The following is a 17,037-nucleotide window of genomic DNA, read 5'->3' on the forward strand; positions in this document are numbered from 1 at the left end:
CCCGATGGCCAACCCCGGCTACGGCAAACGCTCCGCACTCGACCAACGCCCGCGCACACCGCGGGACTTCGCGCTCCTGCCGACGCGCGAGCGGTACGTCGCCGGGTTCATCGACCACCTCCCCGAGGGCGCCGCCATGAGCGTGAAGCAACTCGCCAAGCAGCTGCCGCTCTACGGGCAGCAGGCCGTCTCCTCGGCGCTGACGGCCCTGTCGGTGGCGGGCCATCTGCGGCGCGTACGGTGTCCGGTCGGCGCGGGCGACGAGATGCGGTGGGTGTTCCGCACGTTCTGGTCCCGCACCGCCCGCGACAACGAGTGGTGGACCACCTACCTCGCCACCGAGACCGCCACCCAGGCGGCGGGCCCGGAACCGGAGGCGACCACCCCGCCGCCGCCCTGGGTACCGGAGGAAGAGCCCCCGCCCGCACCGGAGGACCCCGGTCCGGAACAGGGCCACGAATCCACCGCCGTACCGCAGCAACGCACCCCGGATCAGGCACCGGACGCAGAACCCGCGCCTCCCGACCCGGACGCGGTCCCGGCAGCACCCCAGGCCCCCGAAGCGGGCCCGTCCACCGCCTACCTCGTCCTGGCCCGCCTCGGCCGCAGCGACCACCGCCTCGCGCTCTCCGCCGCCGACTGCGCCGCCCTGGAAGCCCAGGCGGCCGAATGGCTCGCCCGAGGCGTCAGCGTCGACTACCTCACCAGCGCCCTCACCGCAGGCCTCCCCGCCCAGATCGACTTTCCCGTCGGCCTCCTCCGCCGCCGCCTCACCGACAAGTTGCCGCCCCGGCTTCCTGCCGAGGACACCGCACCCGACAGCCCGGCCCCAACCGTCCGCCGCATCCTCATGGAATGCACCGAGTGCGGCCGCCCCGGCCAACCGGAAGCCCTCCCCGACGGCCTCTGCCGCCCCTGCCGCACCACCCACCAACCTCCCACCACCGAGGCCGCCGAGGCCGCCGACGTAAAGGCACGCATGGCCGACCTTCGCGGTCTGCTCAGAGACGTCTGACGACGGCAGCGACGGATCACCTCGGGCAGGGGGAAGTCCGTACGTCCGGGGAGGGGTACGGGGTGCCGGTGGCGCGAGCTACTGGCGGCGGGCCGTCGCACGGCGGGTGCCGTAGGCGGCGGCGCCGACGACGAGTACGGCGGTCCCGGTGACCACGGAGGAGAGCGGCAGGGCGAAGGCGAGGACGAGGCAGCCGGCCAGGCCGAGTGCGGGGATGATCCGGGCCGGGCGGCCTTCGGCAGGGGTCAGGGTCCAGGCGGATGCGTTGGCGATGGCGTAGTAGGCCAACACCCCGAAGGAGGAGAACCCGATCGCTCCGCGCACGTCCCCGGTGGCGGCCGCCACGGCGACGACGGCGCCGACAAGCAGCTCCGCCCGGTGAGGGACCTTGAACTTCGGATGTACGGCAGCCAGCGCGTGGGGCAGGTGACGGTCGCGGGCCATGGCCAGCGTGGTGCGCGAGACGCCGAGGATGAGGGCGAGCAGCGAGCCGAGGGCGGCGACGGCTGCGCCGATGCGCACGACGGGTACGAGCCAGTCGGCTCCGGCCGCTCGCGCAGCGTCCGTCAGCGGTGCCCCGGCCGCGGCCAGGCTGCTCGGGCCGAGGACCGACAGGACGCCGACGGCGACCGTGGCGTAGACGACGAGGGTGATGCCGAGGGCGATCGGGATGGCACGCGGGATGGTGCGGGCCGGGTCGCGGACCTCTTCGCCGAGGGTGGCGATGCGGGCGTAACCGGCGAAGGCGAAGAACAGCAGTCCCGCGGCTTCCAGCACGCCACCGGCTGTCGCGTCGGAGCCGATCTCCAGACGTGCCGTATCCGCGGCCCGGGAGGTGAGGGAGGCGACGACGGCGGCGGACAGCACCGCGAGGACGGTCACCACGATGACTCGGGTGAGCAGCGCGGACTTCTGAACGCCGGTGTAGTCGACCCCGGTCAGGACAATGACGGCGGCGACGGCGACCGCGTGCGCCTGGCCGGGCCAGAGGTAGGTGCCGACGGTCAGGGCCATGGCCGCGCAGGAGGCGGTCTTACCGACGACGAACGCCCAGCCGGCCAGGTAGCCCCAGAAGTCGCCGAGGCGCTCCCGCCCGTAGACGTAGGTGCCGCCGGACTCCGGGTAGAGGACCGCGAGCCGGGCGGAGGACGTCGCGTTGCAGTAGGCGACGACGGCGGCGAGGGCGAGACCGATCAGCAGGCCGGAGCCGGCCGCGCGGGCCGCCGGGGCCAGGGCGGCGAAGATCCCGGCACCGATCATCGATCCCAGCCCGATCATCACCGCGTCCGGCACCCCCAGGCGCCGTTGAAGCCCGTCCGGTCCCCCGGACGCAGGTGAGAGCGTGTCGCTCACGTGGGTCCCTCCTTCCCGTCTGCGTACCACGGACAGCCTCCGCGGTGCGCAGGCACGATAAGGGACCGAACCGAACACCACGTGGTCCACCCGGCCTGTGGGACGGGGCCGGACGGACGGACGGGGAGTGCTGGGCGGGCGTGCGACCGGCCTGTGGCACGGAGCAGAGCGGCCCGCAGGTCCTCGCCGAGGGTGAGCGGGATCGCGAACACCGCGAGGGTCGCGATGACCATGCCGATCGAGTAGCGCTGCTCGATCTTCTCGATGAAGAGCTGGGCGGGCGCCTTGGTCTCGGAGGCTTCCTCGACCATCTTCACGATCCGGGCGATCACCGAGTCCGCCGGTCCCGCTCGACACATACGCGCAGGGCGCCGGCGCCGTTGACCGTGCCGGCGAACACCTCGTCGCCGGGCTGCTTGGCCGCCGGGAGAGGTTCACCGGTGACGGTGGCCTGGTCGACGTCGGACACCCCGGCGATCACCTGGCCGTCGGCACCGATCCGCTCACCCGGCCGAACCAGGATGGTGTCGCCCACCCTGAGGGAGTCGGCGGACACCGTCTCCTCCCCGCTGCCGGGCAGCAGCCGGACCGCCGTGGCGGGGGCCAGATCGAGCAGGCCGCGTACGGAGTCGGCGGTACGGGAGGTCGCGACCGCCTCCAGCGCGCCGGAGGTGGCGAAGATGACGGCGTCAGCGACTCCCTCACAACCGCCACCGCCACCGCGTCCGCGTCGGGAGAAGTGATGAGGTCGGGGGAAGCGGCGTCGGGGGGGACAAGCCGCTTCCCCCGAGGAGAACAGGGCCTCCGAGGCAGCCGTCGCGGTCAGGGGGGAAGTCGCGCGGCGGTGGCCCCGTGGTGAGGGCCTGTTCCGGCCCTCCGGTTCCTGCCAGGGCCGGAGGGCTCGCGTCCATCCTGCCGGGGCGCAGAAGCCGTACGGGTGGGCAAAAGGCCTCGATGGGCAGGGCCTAGGTCCCTAAAAGGCGCATCAGTGATCGAGAGCGACCCCTGGATACGGCCATACGTGCGGATACAATCTGCCGATCGCACGCCAGGTCGCACGCGGCGTGAAGCGGGGTCTACGGGGAGGCAAGGGCAGTGGCGCAAGCGAAGAAGATCGCGCTCTACATAGTGGTGGTCTTCGTGCTGTACTCGATCATCACCATCCCGGAACGGTCCACTGAGCTCGTAGGGGTGGCGTTCGAAGCCGTCTCCACCGCTGCTCATAGCGTCGGCGACTTCATGACCGAACTGGTGAACTAGCGAAATAGCAGGGGTACTGATGATCCGCCACCTGGTCCTGTTCAAGCTGAACGAAGGCGTCGAGCGGGACGATCCGCGCGTCGTCGCCGGGGACCGCGCCTTCCGGGAGCTGGAGGGGCAGGTTCCGGAGCTGGAGTTCTGGGAGTGCGCCTGGAACATCACCGACCGGCCGATCGCGTACGACTACGCCATCAACTCCGCCGTCGCCGACGAGGCCGCCCTCAAGCGTTACATCGAGCACCCGGCCCACCAGGCCGCCGCCGGCCAGTGGCGCGAATTCGCCACTTGGGTGATCGCGGACTACCCCTTCTGACCCCTCTCTGATCCCTTCCTGACCCTCTCCTGATCCCCTTCCGATCTACTCCTGGCCCTTCCCGTGTGCAGATGCCGGACCCGTTCCGGCCGACCCCTCGCCGTTCAGGCGAGGGGTTTCTTTGTGCCGTTTAAACCTTTATGACCTCAACACGGCATTTTGCGGTGCTTGCACACAGTGGACATGTCTTGTGATGCTATGACCGCTTTTGACGGATGAGTTGACCGTAGTTGACCGCGAAGGGGTGGCGTCACCGTGCCGGCCAGTACAGCGCCTCAAGTGCCTCCCCAGTCCGTCCAGCCGTCCCCAGCCGTCTCGCAGAGCGCCTCGCAGAGCGCCTCCCCCGGTGCCACCCAGGCGGCCCCCCAGGGCGGCACCCAGGGCGTCCAGGCCGCTCCTCCCGACGAGATCCAGACCGAGACCCCGGACCCCACCACCCCGCCCGCCAGAACCCGCGGGGCGGACACCAGGGCCCTCACCCAGGTCCTCTTCGGTCAGCTCAAGAACCTGGAACCCGGTACCCCGGAACACGGCCGCGTCCGGGCCGCCCTCATCGAGGCGAACCTTCCGCTCGTCCGGTACGCCGCCGCCCGCTTCCGCAGCCGCAACGAACCGATGGAGGACGTCGTCCAGGTCGGCACCATCGGCCTGATCAACGCCATCGACCGCTTCGACCCGGAACGCGGCGTCCAGTTCCCCACCTTCGCGATGCCCACCGTCGTCGGCGAGATCAAGCGCTACTTCCGCGACAACGTCCGCACCGTCCACGTCCCCCGCCGGCTGCACGAGCTCTGGGTCCAGGTCACCGGCGCCACCGAGGACCTGACGACCGCTCACGGGCGCTCCCCCACCACCGCCGAGATCGCCGAGCGGCTGAAGATCTCCGAGGACGAGGTGCTCGCCTGCATCGAGGCCGGGCGCTCGTACCACGCGACCTCCCTGGAGGCCGCCCAGGAAGGCGACGGGCTGCCCGGACTGCTCGACCGGCTCGGTTACGAGGACCCCGCCCTCGCCGGTGTCGAACACCGCGACCTCGTACGCCACCTCCTCGTCCAGCTCCCCGAGCGCGAGCAGCGCATCCTCCTCCTGCGCTACTACAGCAACTTGACCCAGTCTCAGATCAGCGCCGAACTAGGCGTCTCGCAGATGCATGTGTCAAGGCTTCTGGCCAGAAGTTTCGCCCGACTGAGGTCCGCAAACAGGATCGAGGCGTAACCGGAACGGGTAGACCCTTCAGAGACCGGTTCTGACGGCATAAAAGCCCTACACCCCTTGTTTCCAGGGCGGATTCAGCGCTGACTTGTCGACATGTCACTACAGCGTGTTGCCGACATGTGACATTCTGCTCGAAGCGCGTTTGCCGCAGCCCCGCCTCCGGTATTCAGGTGGAGGCTGCGTTCCTCCGATGGTCGCGGCCACCGCGACCGTCCGCGACCTCAAGGGGGTGGCATGTCCGCAGAACAGGGCAGCTCGAAGGTGCTCACGCTCACGAAGAGCGTGCCGGCACCCGCCGTGCTCACCAGCTCGCCGGAAGCCATCGACACCCGTACTCTGTCCCGCTCCCTGTTCCTGCGGCTCGCCGCGCTCGGCCCCGCTTCGGGCCCCGAGGGAACGGACAGTCCGGAGCGGACCTATGTGCGGGACACACTCATCGAGCTCAACCTCCCGCTGGTGCGTTACGCCGCGGCGCGGTTCCGGAGCCGTAACGAGCCGATGGAGGACATCGTCCAGGTCGGCACGATCGGCCTGATCAAGGCGATCGACCGGTTCGACTGCGAACGGGGCGTGGAATTCCCGACGTTCGCGATGCCGACCGTCGTCGGGGAGATCAAGCGCTTCTTCCGCGACACCTCATGGTCCGTACGGGTGCCCCGGCGCCTCCAGGAGCTGCGGCTCGCGCTGACGAAGACCAGCGACGAGCTGGCTCAGCGGCTCGACCGCTCCCCGACCGTCCCGGAGCTCGCCAAGGCGCTCGGGGTCTCCGAGGAGGACGTCGTCGACGGCCTCGCCGTCGGCAACGCCTACACCGCCTCCTCCCTCGACTCCCCCTCGCCCGAGGACGACGGCGGCGAGGGCTCCCTCGCCGACCGCCTCGGCTACGAGGACGCGGCGCTGGAGGGCGTCGAGTACCGCGAGTCGCTGAAGCCCCTGCTGGCCAAGCTCGCCCCCCGCGAGCGCCAGATCATCATGCTGCGGTTCTTCGCCAACATGACCCAGTCGCAGATCGGCGAGGAGGTCGGCATCTCCCAGATGCACGTCTCCCGGCTGCTCACCCGCACCCTCGCCCAGCTCAGGGAAGGGCTCATCTCCGACTGAGCCGAGCCCCGAGTGGGCGAGTCGTGCACGAGGGTTCTTAATTGACGGTACGTCAGACACACTGGCGCGATGCGACGTCAGACTCGTCAGGCTCGTCAGTCATGCGGACCCCCCGGCCGCCGAGGCACCGTTATCGCCGCCTCGGCGGCCGCGCTGTGTCTGGCCGGCGGCCTCCTGACCGGCTGCGGGGGCGGCCCGCAGGACGGTTACGCGGCGGTGGGCGCGGCCGGTGGCGGGGCCTCGGGGGGTTCAGGGTCCTCAGGGCCCTCGGGACCCTCGGGGAAGGTGACGCTGGTCCCGTTGGACGGCGAGGGTACGGAGGGGGGCTCGGGGCGACCTGGTGCCGGCCCGGCTCCGGGGGCCGCCTCGCCGCCGCCCGCCGCAGGCTCCGGTGGACCTGCCGCTGTCCATGGGCCTACGGGAGGTCCCTCGGCCCGCACCCCGGGGTCCGGGGCGGGAGGCGGCGGGGGCGGGAGCGGGGGCGGCAGCGGAGCGCGTACGGGAGTGGCCGGCGGTGCCGGAGCAGGAGGCGACGGTGCCGGAGACGGGGTCGGGGTCGGGGTCGGGACCCAGCCCGGGAAGCCCGCCCAGCCGCCCAAGCCCCCCGGGCCCTCCGCCCCCGGCAGCGGGTCCCAGCCCGGCGGCGGCGGGGACGGTACGACCAAGCCTCCGCCCAGCCCCCCGCCCGGCAAACCCGCCCCTCCCCCGGCCCCCGCCGCCCTCACCCTGAGCGCCCCGCAGCGTGCGCCGGCGGACAAGCGGTGGTGCGAGAAGGTGACCGTGGAGTTCCGCAACACCGGCGGCTCTCCGGCGCGTTCGGGCACCGTCACCTTCGCCACGCACATCATCGGGGCCCTCGGCGTCGACTGGGCCACCATCCGGTCCAGCCAGTCGCTCCCGACTCCCATCGCGGCCGGGGCCACGCGCTCGGAGACGTACACCGTGTGCGTGGAGTCCTGGCGCGTGCCTCTGGGGATGCGCGTCGAGACCCAGGACGTCTCCGCCGTGTGGGAGTGAGCCTCGGGCGTGCCGAAGCAGAAACGCCTGTGGGGCGGGCAGAGACCAGAGTCGTTGCCCGCCCCACAGGCGTTCAGGTCGTGGTCGGTGCGTCAGCCCAGTGCCAGCCACGCCACCGCGCCGAGGACGACGACGACCGCGACGACCGCCGCGATCACCCCGACTCTCGGCCCGGACGAGGTCGCGGCCGGCTGCGCACGGCGCTGCGGCTCGCCCTCGTCGACGAAGGCGCGGAACATCTGCGTGCTGCCCGCCGGATCAGGGGTGCCCTCGGGGCCCGGCTGAGGGGCGTGGGGGTTGTGTGCCATGGGGCAGGACCCTAGCGAACTCGGGCCTTCCGCCCAACCCCCGGGCCGCCGGACACCCCGCCCGACCAGCGCCGGAACGGCGGCGGAACAGGGGCGGGACGGGCTTGACCCGGAGCCTACGGAGGCTTTTGCGTTCCTTTACTTCTGCAAGGCCATTTTCGTTTGCCTGTAGCAACCAACGGCTTCTATGGTTGCCCTAAGCAACAACATAGTCAGGCTAGGCATCAGTGCGTTGGGGGTCCCGGTGGCCGCACGGAGTCGGTACGAGGAACTCGCCCGGCAGCTCAGCGCGGTCGGGGCCGTCAAGCGCGGACTCGCCCGCGCACTCCCCCCGGAGTGTCCCGGCGGCTCCGCCGCCGTGCTGACGCTCCTGGACCGGCACGGCGAGATGCGGATCAGCAGGCTCGCCGAGCTGATGGCCGTGGACCTCTCGGTGACCAGTCGCCACGTGGCCCATGTGGCCGAGTACGGCTGGATCGAGCGGTCCCCCGACCCGGCGGACAAGCGGTCCCGCATCCTGCGGCTGACCCCCGGCGGTCGCGCGCAGCTCGACGAGCTGACGCGGCGGACCACCGAGATGTTCGCCCGCAATCTCGCCGACTGGTCCGACGAGGACGTCGGCCGGCTCAACGCGCTGCTGTCCCGGCTGCGCGACAGCTTCGCCTGTCGCGGACCCGGTGGCTGTGCTCCCGGAAGCCACTCCGGCGAGTGCCGGAACGGGCTCGGCGACGACGCGTACACCCGTACACCTGTGTAACAGAAGCAAATACGCACGGATAAGGAACTCAATGGCTACGACCACACCGACCGGTGTGCGGGGCGGCCACGCCAAGCACGGAGGTCATGGAGGCCACGGAGGCCACAGCGGCTCCGGCGCCTCCGACGGCACACCCATGACGCACCGCCAGATCATGGAGGCGCTGACCGGGCTGCTGCTCGGCATGTTCGTCGCGATCCTGTCGTCGACGGTCGTCTCCAACGCCCTGCCCGAGATCATCTCCGACCTCGGCGGCGGGCAGAGCGCCTACACCTGGGTCGTCACGGCCTCGCTGCTGGCCATGACCGCCACCACCCCGCTCTGGGGCAAGCTCTCGGACCTGTTCAGCAAGAAGCTGCTGGTCCAGATAGCCCTGATCATCTACGTCCTCGGATCGGTCGTCGCCGGTCTGTCGACCAGCAGCGGCATGCTCATCGCCTGCCGCGTCGTCCAGGGCATCGGCGTCGGCGGTCTCTCCGCCCTCGCGCAGATCGTCATGGCCGCGATGATCGCTCCGCGCGAGCGCGGCCGCTACAGCGGCTACCTGGGCGCGGTCTTCGCCGTCGCCACCGTCGGCGGCCCGCTCCTCGGCGGCGTCATCACCGACACCAGCTGGATGGGCTGGCGCTGGTGCTTCTACGTGGGCGTGCCGTTCGCGATCATCGCTCTCATCGTGCTCCAGAAGACCCTGAAGCTCCCCGTCGTCAAGCGCGAGGGCGTCAAGGTCGACTGGACCGGCGCGTTCTTCATCAGCGCCGCCGTCTCGCTCCTGCTGGTCTGGGTCACCTTCGCGGGTGACAAGTACGACTGGCTGTCGTGGCAGACGTACGTGATGGTCGCGGGCTCGGTCCTGCTCGGCCTGATCTTCGTGTTCGTCGAGTCGCGCGCCAAGGAACCGATCATCCCGCTGCGCCTCTTCCGCAACCGCACCATCACGCTGGCGTCGATCGCCTCGCTCTTCGTCGGTATCGCGATGTTCGCGGGCACGGTCTTCTTCAGCCAGTACTTCCAGCTCGCGCGCGGCAAGTCGCCGACGATGTCCGGCGTCATGACCATCCCGATGATCGCGGGCCTCTTCCTCTCCTCGACCGTCTCCGGTCAGATCATCACCAAGACCGGGCGCTGGAAGGCCTGGCTGGTCACCGGTGGCTTCCTGGTCACGGCCGGGCTCGGACTGCTCGGCACGATCCGGTACGACACCGAGTACTGGCACGTCGCGGTCTACATGTTCGTCATGGGTCTCGGCATCGGCATGATGATGCAGAACCTGGTGCTCGCGACGCAGAACCAGGTCGCTCCCGAGGACCTCGGTTCCGCGAGCTCCGTCGTCACCTTCTTCCGGTCCCTCGGCGGCGCGATCGGCGTCTCGGCGCTCGGCGCCGTCCTGGGCAACCGCGTCACGCAGTACGTCAAGGAGGGCCTCGCCGACCTCGGTCCCGAGGGTGCCAAGCTCGGCCACGGCGGTACGGGCGGCGGGGGCATCCCCGACCTGGACAAGCTGCCCGAGCCGTTCCGCGTGGTCATGGAGGCCGCGTACGGGCATGGCGTCGGTGACGTCTTCCTTTACGCCGCTCCGTGCGCGCTCGTCGCCTTCATCGTGACCCTCTTCATCAAGGAGGTCGCCCTGAAGACCAGCGCCGCCAACGACGCCCCGGAGACCTCGGAGACCCTGGAGACCCCGGAGACCCTGGAGACCTCTGTGGTGGAGGCTCCCGTGCCCGCCACCGTCGGCGCCGTGACCTCGTACGAGAACGAGAACGAGAACGAGACGGTCCAGGGCACGCCCGTACGCGGTGTGGTGCGCGGTGCCGAAGGGGCTCCGGTCGCCCGTGCGGCGCTCACCCTGATCTCGCTGGGCGGCCGTCAGCTGGGGCGTTCCGTCGCCCGGGGCGACGGCGGCTACACCCTGGACGCGCCGGGCTCCGGCAGCTACGTCCTGATCGCCTCCGCCGACGGTTTCCAGCCGCAGGCGTCCACGGTGGTCGTCGGCGAGGAGCCGCTGGCCTTCGACATCCTGCTCTCCGGTACGAGCGGACTGGCCGGAACCGTAAGGGCCGCCGAATCCGGTACGCCGGTCGACGGCGCGATGGTCATCGTCACCGACGTCCGGGGCGATGTCCTGGCCACCGGGACCACCGGCCAGGCCGGGGAGTTCACGTTCGGCGAGCTGGTCCCGGGCTCCGTGACCGTCGCGGTCAACGCGGCCGGGTTCCGCCCGCTGGCGCTGCCCGTGGAGGTCGGCGGCCAGGGCGTCACCCGCGTCGAGGCCGCGCTGCGGGCCGGTGCGCTGGTGCGGGGCGTCGTCCGGGCCGGGTCCGCCCGGGGGCCGCTGGCCGACGCCCGGGTCACGCTGATCGACGCGGCCGGCAACGTGGTCGCCACCGCGACGACCGGCGAGGACGGCGCGTATGCCTTCACCGACCTGGACGCGGGCGAGTACTCGGTCATCGCGACCGGCTACCCGCCGGTGGCGGGCGCGCTGACGGTGACCGGTACGGGCGTCGACGGGCACGACATAGAGCTGGCCCACCCCGGCGAGTGACAGCCCGGTGAGTGACACCCCGGCGAGTGACAGCCCGCCGCGAGATTGATCCCTCCCTTATGTGCGCGCGTGTGCCTATAGGGATGCGCGTCAACACGTGAAGGGATCGCAAAGACCCCTGGTCGGACAGCACTTCTTGCGGAGAGGCTGTCGCGGCCGGGTGGAAATGGGCCCCGGAGGTGGGTACGGCAGGCAGGGGACGGCCTGCCGTGGCCACCCCGGGGCCCGACTCATGTGACCCAGCGTCATGGAGCTAGGAGAGAGATACGGATGGGACTTCGCGCACAGGTACGGACGCGGGACGGCTGGGCGGTCCAGCACGCCGTCGTGACGGTCACCGACATGACCGGCACCCAGGTGCTGCGGGCCGCGGCCGACGAGGACGGGGCCGTCCGCACGGACGGGTCCCTGCCGGCCGGCGCGTACACGGTGATCGTCACGGCGGTCGGGTACGCCCCCGCCGCCTCCACCGCCCTCGTCACGGCGAGCGGGCGGATCGAGGGCGGGCAGATCGTGCTGGCCCGCCAGGGCGGGGTGGAGCTCCCGCCACCGGGCGCCTGGTCGCTGGACCCGGTGCACTCCTCGGTCGGCGCGGTCGCCCAGCACCTGGGGATCTCCAGCGTGCACGGCCGGTTCACCGACTTCGGCGGCCGGATCACGATCGCCGAGGACGTCTCCCGCTCCCGGGTCGACGCGGTGATCACCGCCGCCAGCATCGACACCGGCAACGGCATGCGGGACAAGCACCTGCGCTCGCCCGACTTCCTGGACGTGGACCGCTACCCGGAGATCACCTACCGCTCCACCGGCCTCGCCCCGGCGGGCCCCGACCGCTGGACCGTCCACGGCGAGCTGACCATGCACGGCCTCTCCCGCCCGGTCGACCTGGACCTGACCTACCTCGGCACCGGGCCCGACCCGTGGGGCGGGGTGCGCGCCGCCTTCCACGCCGCGGCCGAGCTGCGCCGCGACGACTTCGCGATGAACTACAACCAGGTCGTCCAGGCGGGCATCTCCGCCATCGGGACCACCCTGCGCGTGGAGCTGGACATCCAGGCGGTGCAGGGCGACGCGCTGCCCGGGTAGGGCCGGTGAGAGCGTGATTCGCTGCCGGGGCGGTGTGCGTGCGCGGTCGTAGGGTGGTGGCCATGGCTCCCAACATCGCGACCAACACCGCCGTGGACCTCGACGAGTTGCTGGCGTTCGTACGGCCCCGGCACCGGGCGATCCTGCTCACCGCCCGGGCCGACGGCCGCCCCCAGGGCTCCCCGCTGACCTGCGGCGTCGACGACGCGGGCCGGATCGTCATGTCGACGTACCCGGAGCGCGCCAAGACCCGCAACGCCAAGCGCGACGAGCGGGTCAGCGTGATCGTCCTCTCGGACGAGTGGGACGGGCCGTGGGTGCAGGTCGACGGCGTGGCGGAGGTGCTCGACGCCCCGGACTCCGTGGAGCCGCTCGTCGAGTACTTCCGGAACATCTCCGGCGAGCACCCGGACTGGGACGAGTACCGGGCCGCCATGGTGAAGCAGGGCAAGTCGATCATCCGGGTCACGCCGGAGCGGTGGGGGCCGGTGGCGACCGGCGGTTTCCCGGCTCACCTCGCGCCCGGTCAGTGATAGCCGTGGTGCCCGGACCGGAGCTCCTCGCGCGGGCCCGGCTGCTCGTCGCGCCCGAGCTGAGTGGATCGCTCGTACGGGAGTTGGAGCGGATCACCGGGCGGGGCGCCGAGACGTTGGCGGACGAGGAGCCGGGCGACGGTCCGCTGCTCTGTGTGGGCGCCGCGTTGCCGGGCCCGGTGCGGGCGGGGCAGCGGCTGGTCTGGTTCCACAGCGTCAACGCCGGTACGGATCCGCTGCTCGCCGCCGGGGCGTGGCCGGCCGGGGCGCTGCTGACCCGGACCGTGGGGCGGATGGGCGAGCGGATCGCGCAGTACGTGGTGGGCTGGGTGCTCGCGGAGTGCCAGGCCGTCCCGGAGTACGCCGCCCAGCACGCCCGCGCCGAGTGGCGGCGGCTCCCCACGGAGCTGGTCGCCGGGCAGACCGCGCTCGTCTACGGGACCGGGCGCATCGGCGGGGCCGTGGCGGGGTTGCTGCGGCGGTGTGGGGTGCGGACGGTGGGGGTGGGCCGTACGGCGGGGAGCGGGCCGCCCCCGGTGGGCTTCGACCGGGTGGTCGGGGCCGGGGAGGACGCGGAGGCCGAGGAGTTGGCGAGGGCTCGGTGGGTGGTGGCCGCGCTGCCGTCGACCGGGGCCACGGAGGGCTTCTTCGGGGCGGGCCGGTTCGCGGCGGTGCGGGGTGCGACGTTCGTCAATGTGGGGCGGGGCGCGACGGTGGATCTGGCGGCGCTGGAGGACGCGCTGCGGGACGGTGGAGTGCGGCGCGCGGTGCTGGACGTGCTGGCGGAGGAGCCGGCCGCGCCCGACGACCCGGTCTGGCGGCTGCCCCGTACGGTGATCACCTCGCACTCCGCGGGGATCACCGCCGACGAGGACGTGGCCCAGGACTTCGCCGCCTGCTGGGAGGCGGTGCGGGAGGGCCGCCGGCCGGAGCTGGCGGTGGACGTGGGGCGCGGTTACTGAGGCTGCTGAGGTTACCGAGGTGGCTGAGGTTGCTTACCTCGGTGAGCAGCGGTCGTCGCGGAGCCCGTAATACGGTCGCACTTCGCCTCGATGCCCGCGATCAGCAGGTCCAGCGCGAAGACGAAGTCCCGCTCGCGCATCTCCTCCACCGTGTCGCCGCCCCGGGCCGCCATCAGGTCGTCGGAGGACTCGACGATCGCCCGCAGGTGCGGCTGGGCCCGGATCGTGCCCATCGCGTGCCGGTGGTACGCGTCCTGGGTGAGCCCCGTCGCGTCGCACCGCGCCTTGAAGTGGCCCTCGACGGTGCCGAATCCGTACACGAACTGGAAGACCGCCGCGAGCGCGCCCGTCTGCCGTTCCAGGGGCAGGCCGGTGGCCCGGATGACGTCCATGACGGCGGACGAGAACAGGACCGAGTTCGGGCCGATGTTGAGGAAGGTCCCGGCGAGCGGCGAGATCCAGATGTGGCGGACGAGCAGTTCGCGGTAGCTGCGGGCCAGTTCGCGCAGCCGGTCCCGCCAGTCGGCGTCCTCGCGCGGCGGTGCGATCTCCGCGTAGACCGAGTCGAGCGCCAGCTCCAGGAGGTCGTCCTTGGTATCGACGTACCAGTAGAGGGACATCGCGGTGACGTCCAGTTCGGCGGCGAGCCGACGCATGGAGAACTTGGCGAGACCCTCGGCGTCCAGCAGCCGCACCGACGCCTCGGTGATCCGGTTCCGGTCCAGGCCCGCCGGGGACTCGGTCCTGCGGGTCCGCGAAGAGGTCCGCCGGTCGAGCCACACGCTGGTCCGCGCGGGGTTCGGCTCAGAGCCTTTGCCGACGGCCGCCTTGGGGCCTTTTCCGGAGTCGTTCCCGGAGTTCGTCGCGCGGTCGGACGCGGACACCATGGCGCACTCTCCTCGTCTCGCGGAGGCCGGAGCCCGGCCCGGCCTCCGCCCCGTACTGCCCCGTAACTGTCCGTCCTGCCTCCTCCGATGCTATGCCGCCGGTCCCACTGCCTCGGCCCGGCCTGCGGCCGCCTCCGTACGCTCCGCCCGGCGCAGCAGCATCGCCGCGAGCAGGCCGCCCGCCAGCACCGCGACCGCGCCGGCCAGCTGGCTGGTCTCCAGGCCGGAGGCGAACGCCTCCTTGATGGTCGCGCGCTCGCCCGGGCCGTCGGCGGCGGCCAGTGCGGCCGGAAGTGAGGCGGCCCCGACGGCGGCCGGTACGAGGGCGGCGAACCGGATGTTCAGGACCGCGCCGAGCACCGCGACGCCGAGCCCGTTGCCGAACTCCGCGAGCGTCCCGTTGACCCCGGCGCCCACCCCGGCCTTCTCCGGCGGGATGGCGCTCATGATGGCGTTGGCCATCGCGGGCATCGCGAGGGAGATCCCCGCGCCCATCACGACCAGGCCGAGCAGCATCCCGGTGTACCCGTCGCGCCCGAGCACCGCGATGGCCGCGAGACCGGCCGCCAGCGCGCTCATCCCCGCCGCGATCGTGGCGGGCGTGCCCGTGCTCCGGACCAGCCGGGCGCCCAGCCCCGTCAGGTTGAGGGCCACCACCGTGAGCGCCATCGGCGCCGTACGCAGACCCGCCTCCAGCGGCCCGTACCCGAGAACGAACTGAAGGTGCTGCGTGAGCAGAAAGAGGGAGCCGCCCATGCCGAAGGCAACCAGGACCGCGCCCGCCACCGCACCGATGAACTTCTGGTTCCGGAAGAAGTGCATGTCGAGCATGGGGTGCGGGATGTGCAGCTCCCACCGGACGAACCCGGCGAGGACCAGGACCCCGATGAACGCCGTCAGCAGCACCCGGCCCGACGTCCAGCCATGTTCGGGCCCGGAGATGATCGCGAACACGACCGCGGTCATCCCGACCGTGGAGAGCAGCGCGCCGAGCAGGTCAGGCCGCTCCCCGCGCGGGTTCTTGAACTCCGGTACGAGCCGGACGACGGCGACCAGGCCGATCACGGCGACCGGGATGTTGATGAGGAAGATCGCGCCCCACCAGAAGTGGTTGAGCACGATCCCGCCGACCAGCGGCCCCGCCGCGAAGCCGAGGGAGTTGACGGTCGCCCAGAGGCCGATCGCCCTGACCCGCTCGGAGTCGTCGAAGATCTGGACGACGACGGCGAGGGTGGTGGTGATCAGCAGCGCGCCCCCGACGCCCATGCCGGCCCGGGCCGCGGTGAGCTGGCCGGAGGACTGCGCGAGCCCGGCCGCCAGCGAACCGATGCCGAACAGGGCGAGGCCCACGACCAGCATCTTCTTGCGCCCGTAGCGGTCGGCTGAGCTGCCCGCGGTGAGCAGCAGACCGGACTGGACGAGCGAGTAGGCGTTGATCATCCACTGCACATCGGCGGTGGAGGCGTCCAGCTCCGTGGTGAGGGAAGGGATGGCGACGTTGAGGACCGTGTTGTCGAGCAGCACGGTGAGCTGGGCGAGGCAGATGACGCCGAGGATCAGCCAGCGCTGCGGGTGCCCCTGGGGGGCGAGGTCGGGTCGCGGTGCGGCGGGCGCCGTCATGCGGGCTCCTGGGTCTCCGGCGCGGCTTGCGGCCTTGACGGATCGATGAGTTCTACGGTGTAGAGGACGTGAGCGTTGTGCACCGTAAGGCAGCTCCTGTACGGCGTACAACTCGATTACGGCCTGTGTGCCGCCGCCGCCATCCCCTGCTGACTGCCTGCTGACTGGAGAGCCATGTCACCGCGTCGCCGTAGCCGTCTGCTCCTCACCGCGGTCCTGCTGGGCGCGTTACTCGGAGCGCCCCCCGCCGCCGCTGCCGCCTCCCCCGGCGTGCCGCTGCGCGTCGCCACGTACAACATCCATGCCGGTGCGGGCATGGACAACGTGTTCGACCTCGATCGGCAGGCGTCCGAGCTGCGCTCGCTGAACGCCGATGTGATCGGCCTCCAGGAGGCCGACCGGCACTGGGGGCCCCGCAGCGAGTGGCGCGATCTCGCGGGTGAGCTGGCCGAGCGGCTGGGCATGTACGTGTACTTCGCGCCGATCTACAGCCTGGACCCCGCCGAACCGGGCGGGCCACGGGCCGAGTTCGGGGTGGCGGTGCTGTCCCGGTACCGGATCGTGAGCGCCGACAACCACGAGATCACCCGCCTCTCGACCCAGGACCCCAACCCGTCCCCCGCCCCGGCGCCGGGGTTCGGCGAGGCCGTCGTACGGGTGAAGGGGCGACCCGTGCACGTGTATGTGACCCACCTCGACTACCGCCCGGACCCCGCCGTACGCGTCGCCCAGGTCGCCGACACCCGGCGGATCATGGCCGAGGACCGGGGCCCGAAGGTCCTGCTCGGCGACTTCAACGCGGAACCCGGAGCCCCGGAACTGGCCCCGCTGTGGAAGGAGCTGACGGACGCCGATCCGGGGGCGCCGACCTTCCCTGCGCAGGACCCGGTCAAGCGGATCGACTACGTGGCGGTGTCGAAGGAGGCCGCGCGGGTGCGGCGTGCGTGGGTGCCGGAGAGCGTGGCCTCGGACCACCGGGCGGTCGTGGCGGATCTGGTGCTGCGGGGGCGGTGAGGGGGGGAGTGAGGGGCCGGCGAGGCGGGGGAGATGAGGGGCCGGTGAGGCGGG

At 71.7% G+C, this 17,037-nt stretch carries 16 protein-coding genes and 1 pseudogene; 12 read left to right on the forward strand and 5 right to left on the reverse strand.

Features of this window, described 5'->3' with window-relative positions; all coding sequences use genetic code 11:
- Positions 1–4: 4 nt before the first annotated feature.
- Positions 5–1,015 (forward strand): MarR family transcriptional regulator, encoded by a 1,011-nt coding sequence (locus R2B67_RS17235; protein WP_317824890.1) that lies wholly within the window; start codon positions 5–7, stop codon positions 1,013–1,015.
- Positions 1,016–1,093: 78 nt separating this feature from the next.
- Here R2B67_RS17235 and R2B67_RS17240 read toward each other — a convergent pair whose 3' ends face one another.
- Positions 1,094–2,368, reverse strand: a complete 1,275-nt coding sequence (locus tag R2B67_RS17240; RefSeq protein WP_317819321.1) for an APC family permease — start codon at positions 2,366–2,368, stop codon at positions 1,094–1,096.
- 155 nt (positions 2,369–2,523) lie between these two features.
- Positions 2,524–3,059 (reverse strand): annotated as a pseudogene (locus tag R2B67_RS17245) (P-type ATPase); the annotation flags it as partial.
- Between the two features lie 404 nt (positions 3,060–3,463).
- Here R2B67_RS17245 and R2B67_RS17250 point away from each other — a divergent pair.
- The 5 genes from R2B67_RS17250 to R2B67_RS17270 all read left to right on the forward strand — a co-directional run bounded on the left by R2B67_RS17250 (position 3,464) and on the right by R2B67_RS17270 (position 7,274).
- Complete coding sequence (locus R2B67_RS17250; protein WP_018513651.1) at positions 3,464–3,628, forward strand: hypothetical protein; 165 nt, start codon at positions 3,464–3,466, stop codon at positions 3,626–3,628.
- A 19-nt stretch (positions 3,629–3,647) separates the two neighbouring features.
- Positions 3,648–3,941 carry a Dabb family protein gene (locus tag R2B67_RS17255; protein WP_030562785.1) on the forward strand — a complete coding sequence of 98 codons (294 nt, stop codon included), beginning with the start codon at positions 3,648–3,650 and terminating at the stop codon, positions 3,939–3,941.
- A gap of 279 nt (positions 3,942–4,220) precedes the next feature.
- The gene (locus R2B67_RS17260) at positions 4,221–5,156 is read left to right on the forward strand and encodes an RNA polymerase sigma factor SigF (protein WP_381074371.1); all 936 of its coding nucleotides are present in this window, start codon (positions 4,221–4,223) and stop codon (positions 5,154–5,156) included.
- A 234-nt stretch (positions 5,157–5,390) separates the two neighbouring features.
- Positions 5,391–6,257 (forward strand): RNA polymerase sigma factor SigF, encoded by an 867-nt coding sequence (locus tag R2B67_RS17265; protein WP_018513654.1) that lies wholly within the window; start codon positions 5,391–5,393, stop codon positions 6,255–6,257.
- A gap of 504 nt (positions 6,258–6,761) precedes the next feature.
- Complete coding sequence (locus R2B67_RS17270) at positions 6,762–7,274, forward strand: hypothetical protein (protein WP_317819325.1); 513 nt, start codon at positions 6,762–6,764, stop codon at positions 7,272–7,274.
- A 92-nt stretch (positions 7,275–7,366) separates the two neighbouring features.
- Here R2B67_RS17270 and R2B67_RS17275 read toward each other — a convergent pair whose 3' ends face one another.
- Positions 7,367–7,582: a hypothetical protein gene (locus R2B67_RS17275; protein WP_018513656.1), complete on the reverse strand. Its 216-nt coding sequence runs from the start codon at positions 7,580–7,582 to the stop codon at positions 7,367–7,369.
- Positions 7,583–7,826: 244 nt separating this feature from the next.
- On the opposite strand from R2B67_RS17275, the gene R2B67_RS17280 reads away from it, so the two are divergent.
- The 5 genes from R2B67_RS17280 to R2B67_RS17300 all read left to right on the forward strand — a co-directional run bounded on the left by R2B67_RS17280 (position 7,827) and on the right by R2B67_RS17300 (position 13,462).
- A complete protein-coding gene (locus R2B67_RS17280) occupies positions 7,827–8,339 on the forward strand; it encodes a MarR family winged helix-turn-helix transcriptional regulator (protein WP_317819327.1) in 513 nt (170 codons plus the stop codon).
- Positions 8,340–8,370: 31 nt separating this feature from the next.
- Complete coding sequence (locus R2B67_RS17285; RefSeq protein ID WP_317819328.1) at positions 8,371–10,881, forward strand: MFS transporter; 2,511 nt, start codon at positions 8,371–8,373, stop codon at positions 10,879–10,881.
- A 270-nt stretch (positions 10,882–11,151) separates the two neighbouring features.
- Positions 11,152–11,967, forward strand: coding sequence for a YceI family protein (locus tag R2B67_RS17290; protein ID WP_317819330.1), 816 nt, complete (start codon positions 11,152–11,154; stop codon positions 11,965–11,967).
- Positions 11,968–12,029: 62 nt separating this feature from the next.
- Entirely contained in the window at positions 12,030–12,500 is a 471-nt protein-coding gene (locus R2B67_RS17295; RefSeq protein WP_317819331.1) for a PPOX class F420-dependent oxidoreductase, read from the forward strand.
- A gap of 5 nt (positions 12,501–12,505) precedes the next feature.
- Positions 12,506–13,462 carry an NAD(P)-dependent oxidoreductase gene (locus R2B67_RS17300; protein WP_317819333.1) on the forward strand — a complete coding sequence of 319 codons (957 nt, stop codon included), beginning with the start codon at positions 12,506–12,508 and terminating at the stop codon, positions 13,460–13,462.
- A gap of 11 nt (positions 13,463–13,473) precedes the next feature.
- Here the strand turns inward: R2B67_RS17300 and R2B67_RS17305 are convergent, their stop codons facing one another.
- Both R2B67_RS17305 and R2B67_RS17310 read right to left on the reverse strand, forming a co-directional pair.
- Positions 13,474–14,349: a TetR/AcrR family transcriptional regulator gene (locus R2B67_RS17305; RefSeq protein ID WP_317819334.1), complete on the reverse strand. Its 876-nt coding sequence runs from the start codon at positions 14,347–14,349 to the stop codon at positions 13,474–13,476.
- A 90-nt stretch (positions 14,350–14,439) separates the two neighbouring features.
- Complete coding sequence (locus R2B67_RS17310) at positions 14,440–15,969, reverse strand: MFS transporter (RefSeq protein WP_317819335.1); 1,530 nt, start codon at positions 15,967–15,969, stop codon at positions 14,440–14,442.
- Positions 15,970–16,143: 174 nt separating this feature from the next.
- Here R2B67_RS17310 and R2B67_RS17315 point away from each other — a divergent pair, with 174 nt between their 5' ends.
- Positions 16,144–16,983 (forward strand): endonuclease/exonuclease/phosphatase family protein, encoded by an 840-nt coding sequence (locus R2B67_RS17315; protein ID WP_317819336.1) that lies wholly within the window; start codon positions 16,144–16,146, stop codon positions 16,981–16,983.
- Positions 16,984–17,037 lie beyond the last annotated feature (54 nt).

The sequence above is a fragment of the Streptomyces cyaneofuscatus genome, from assembly GCF_033109485.1.
GTDB classification, from domain to species: domain Bacteria; phylum Actinomycetota; class Actinomycetes; order Streptomycetales; family Streptomycetaceae; genus Streptomyces; species Streptomyces cyaneofuscatus.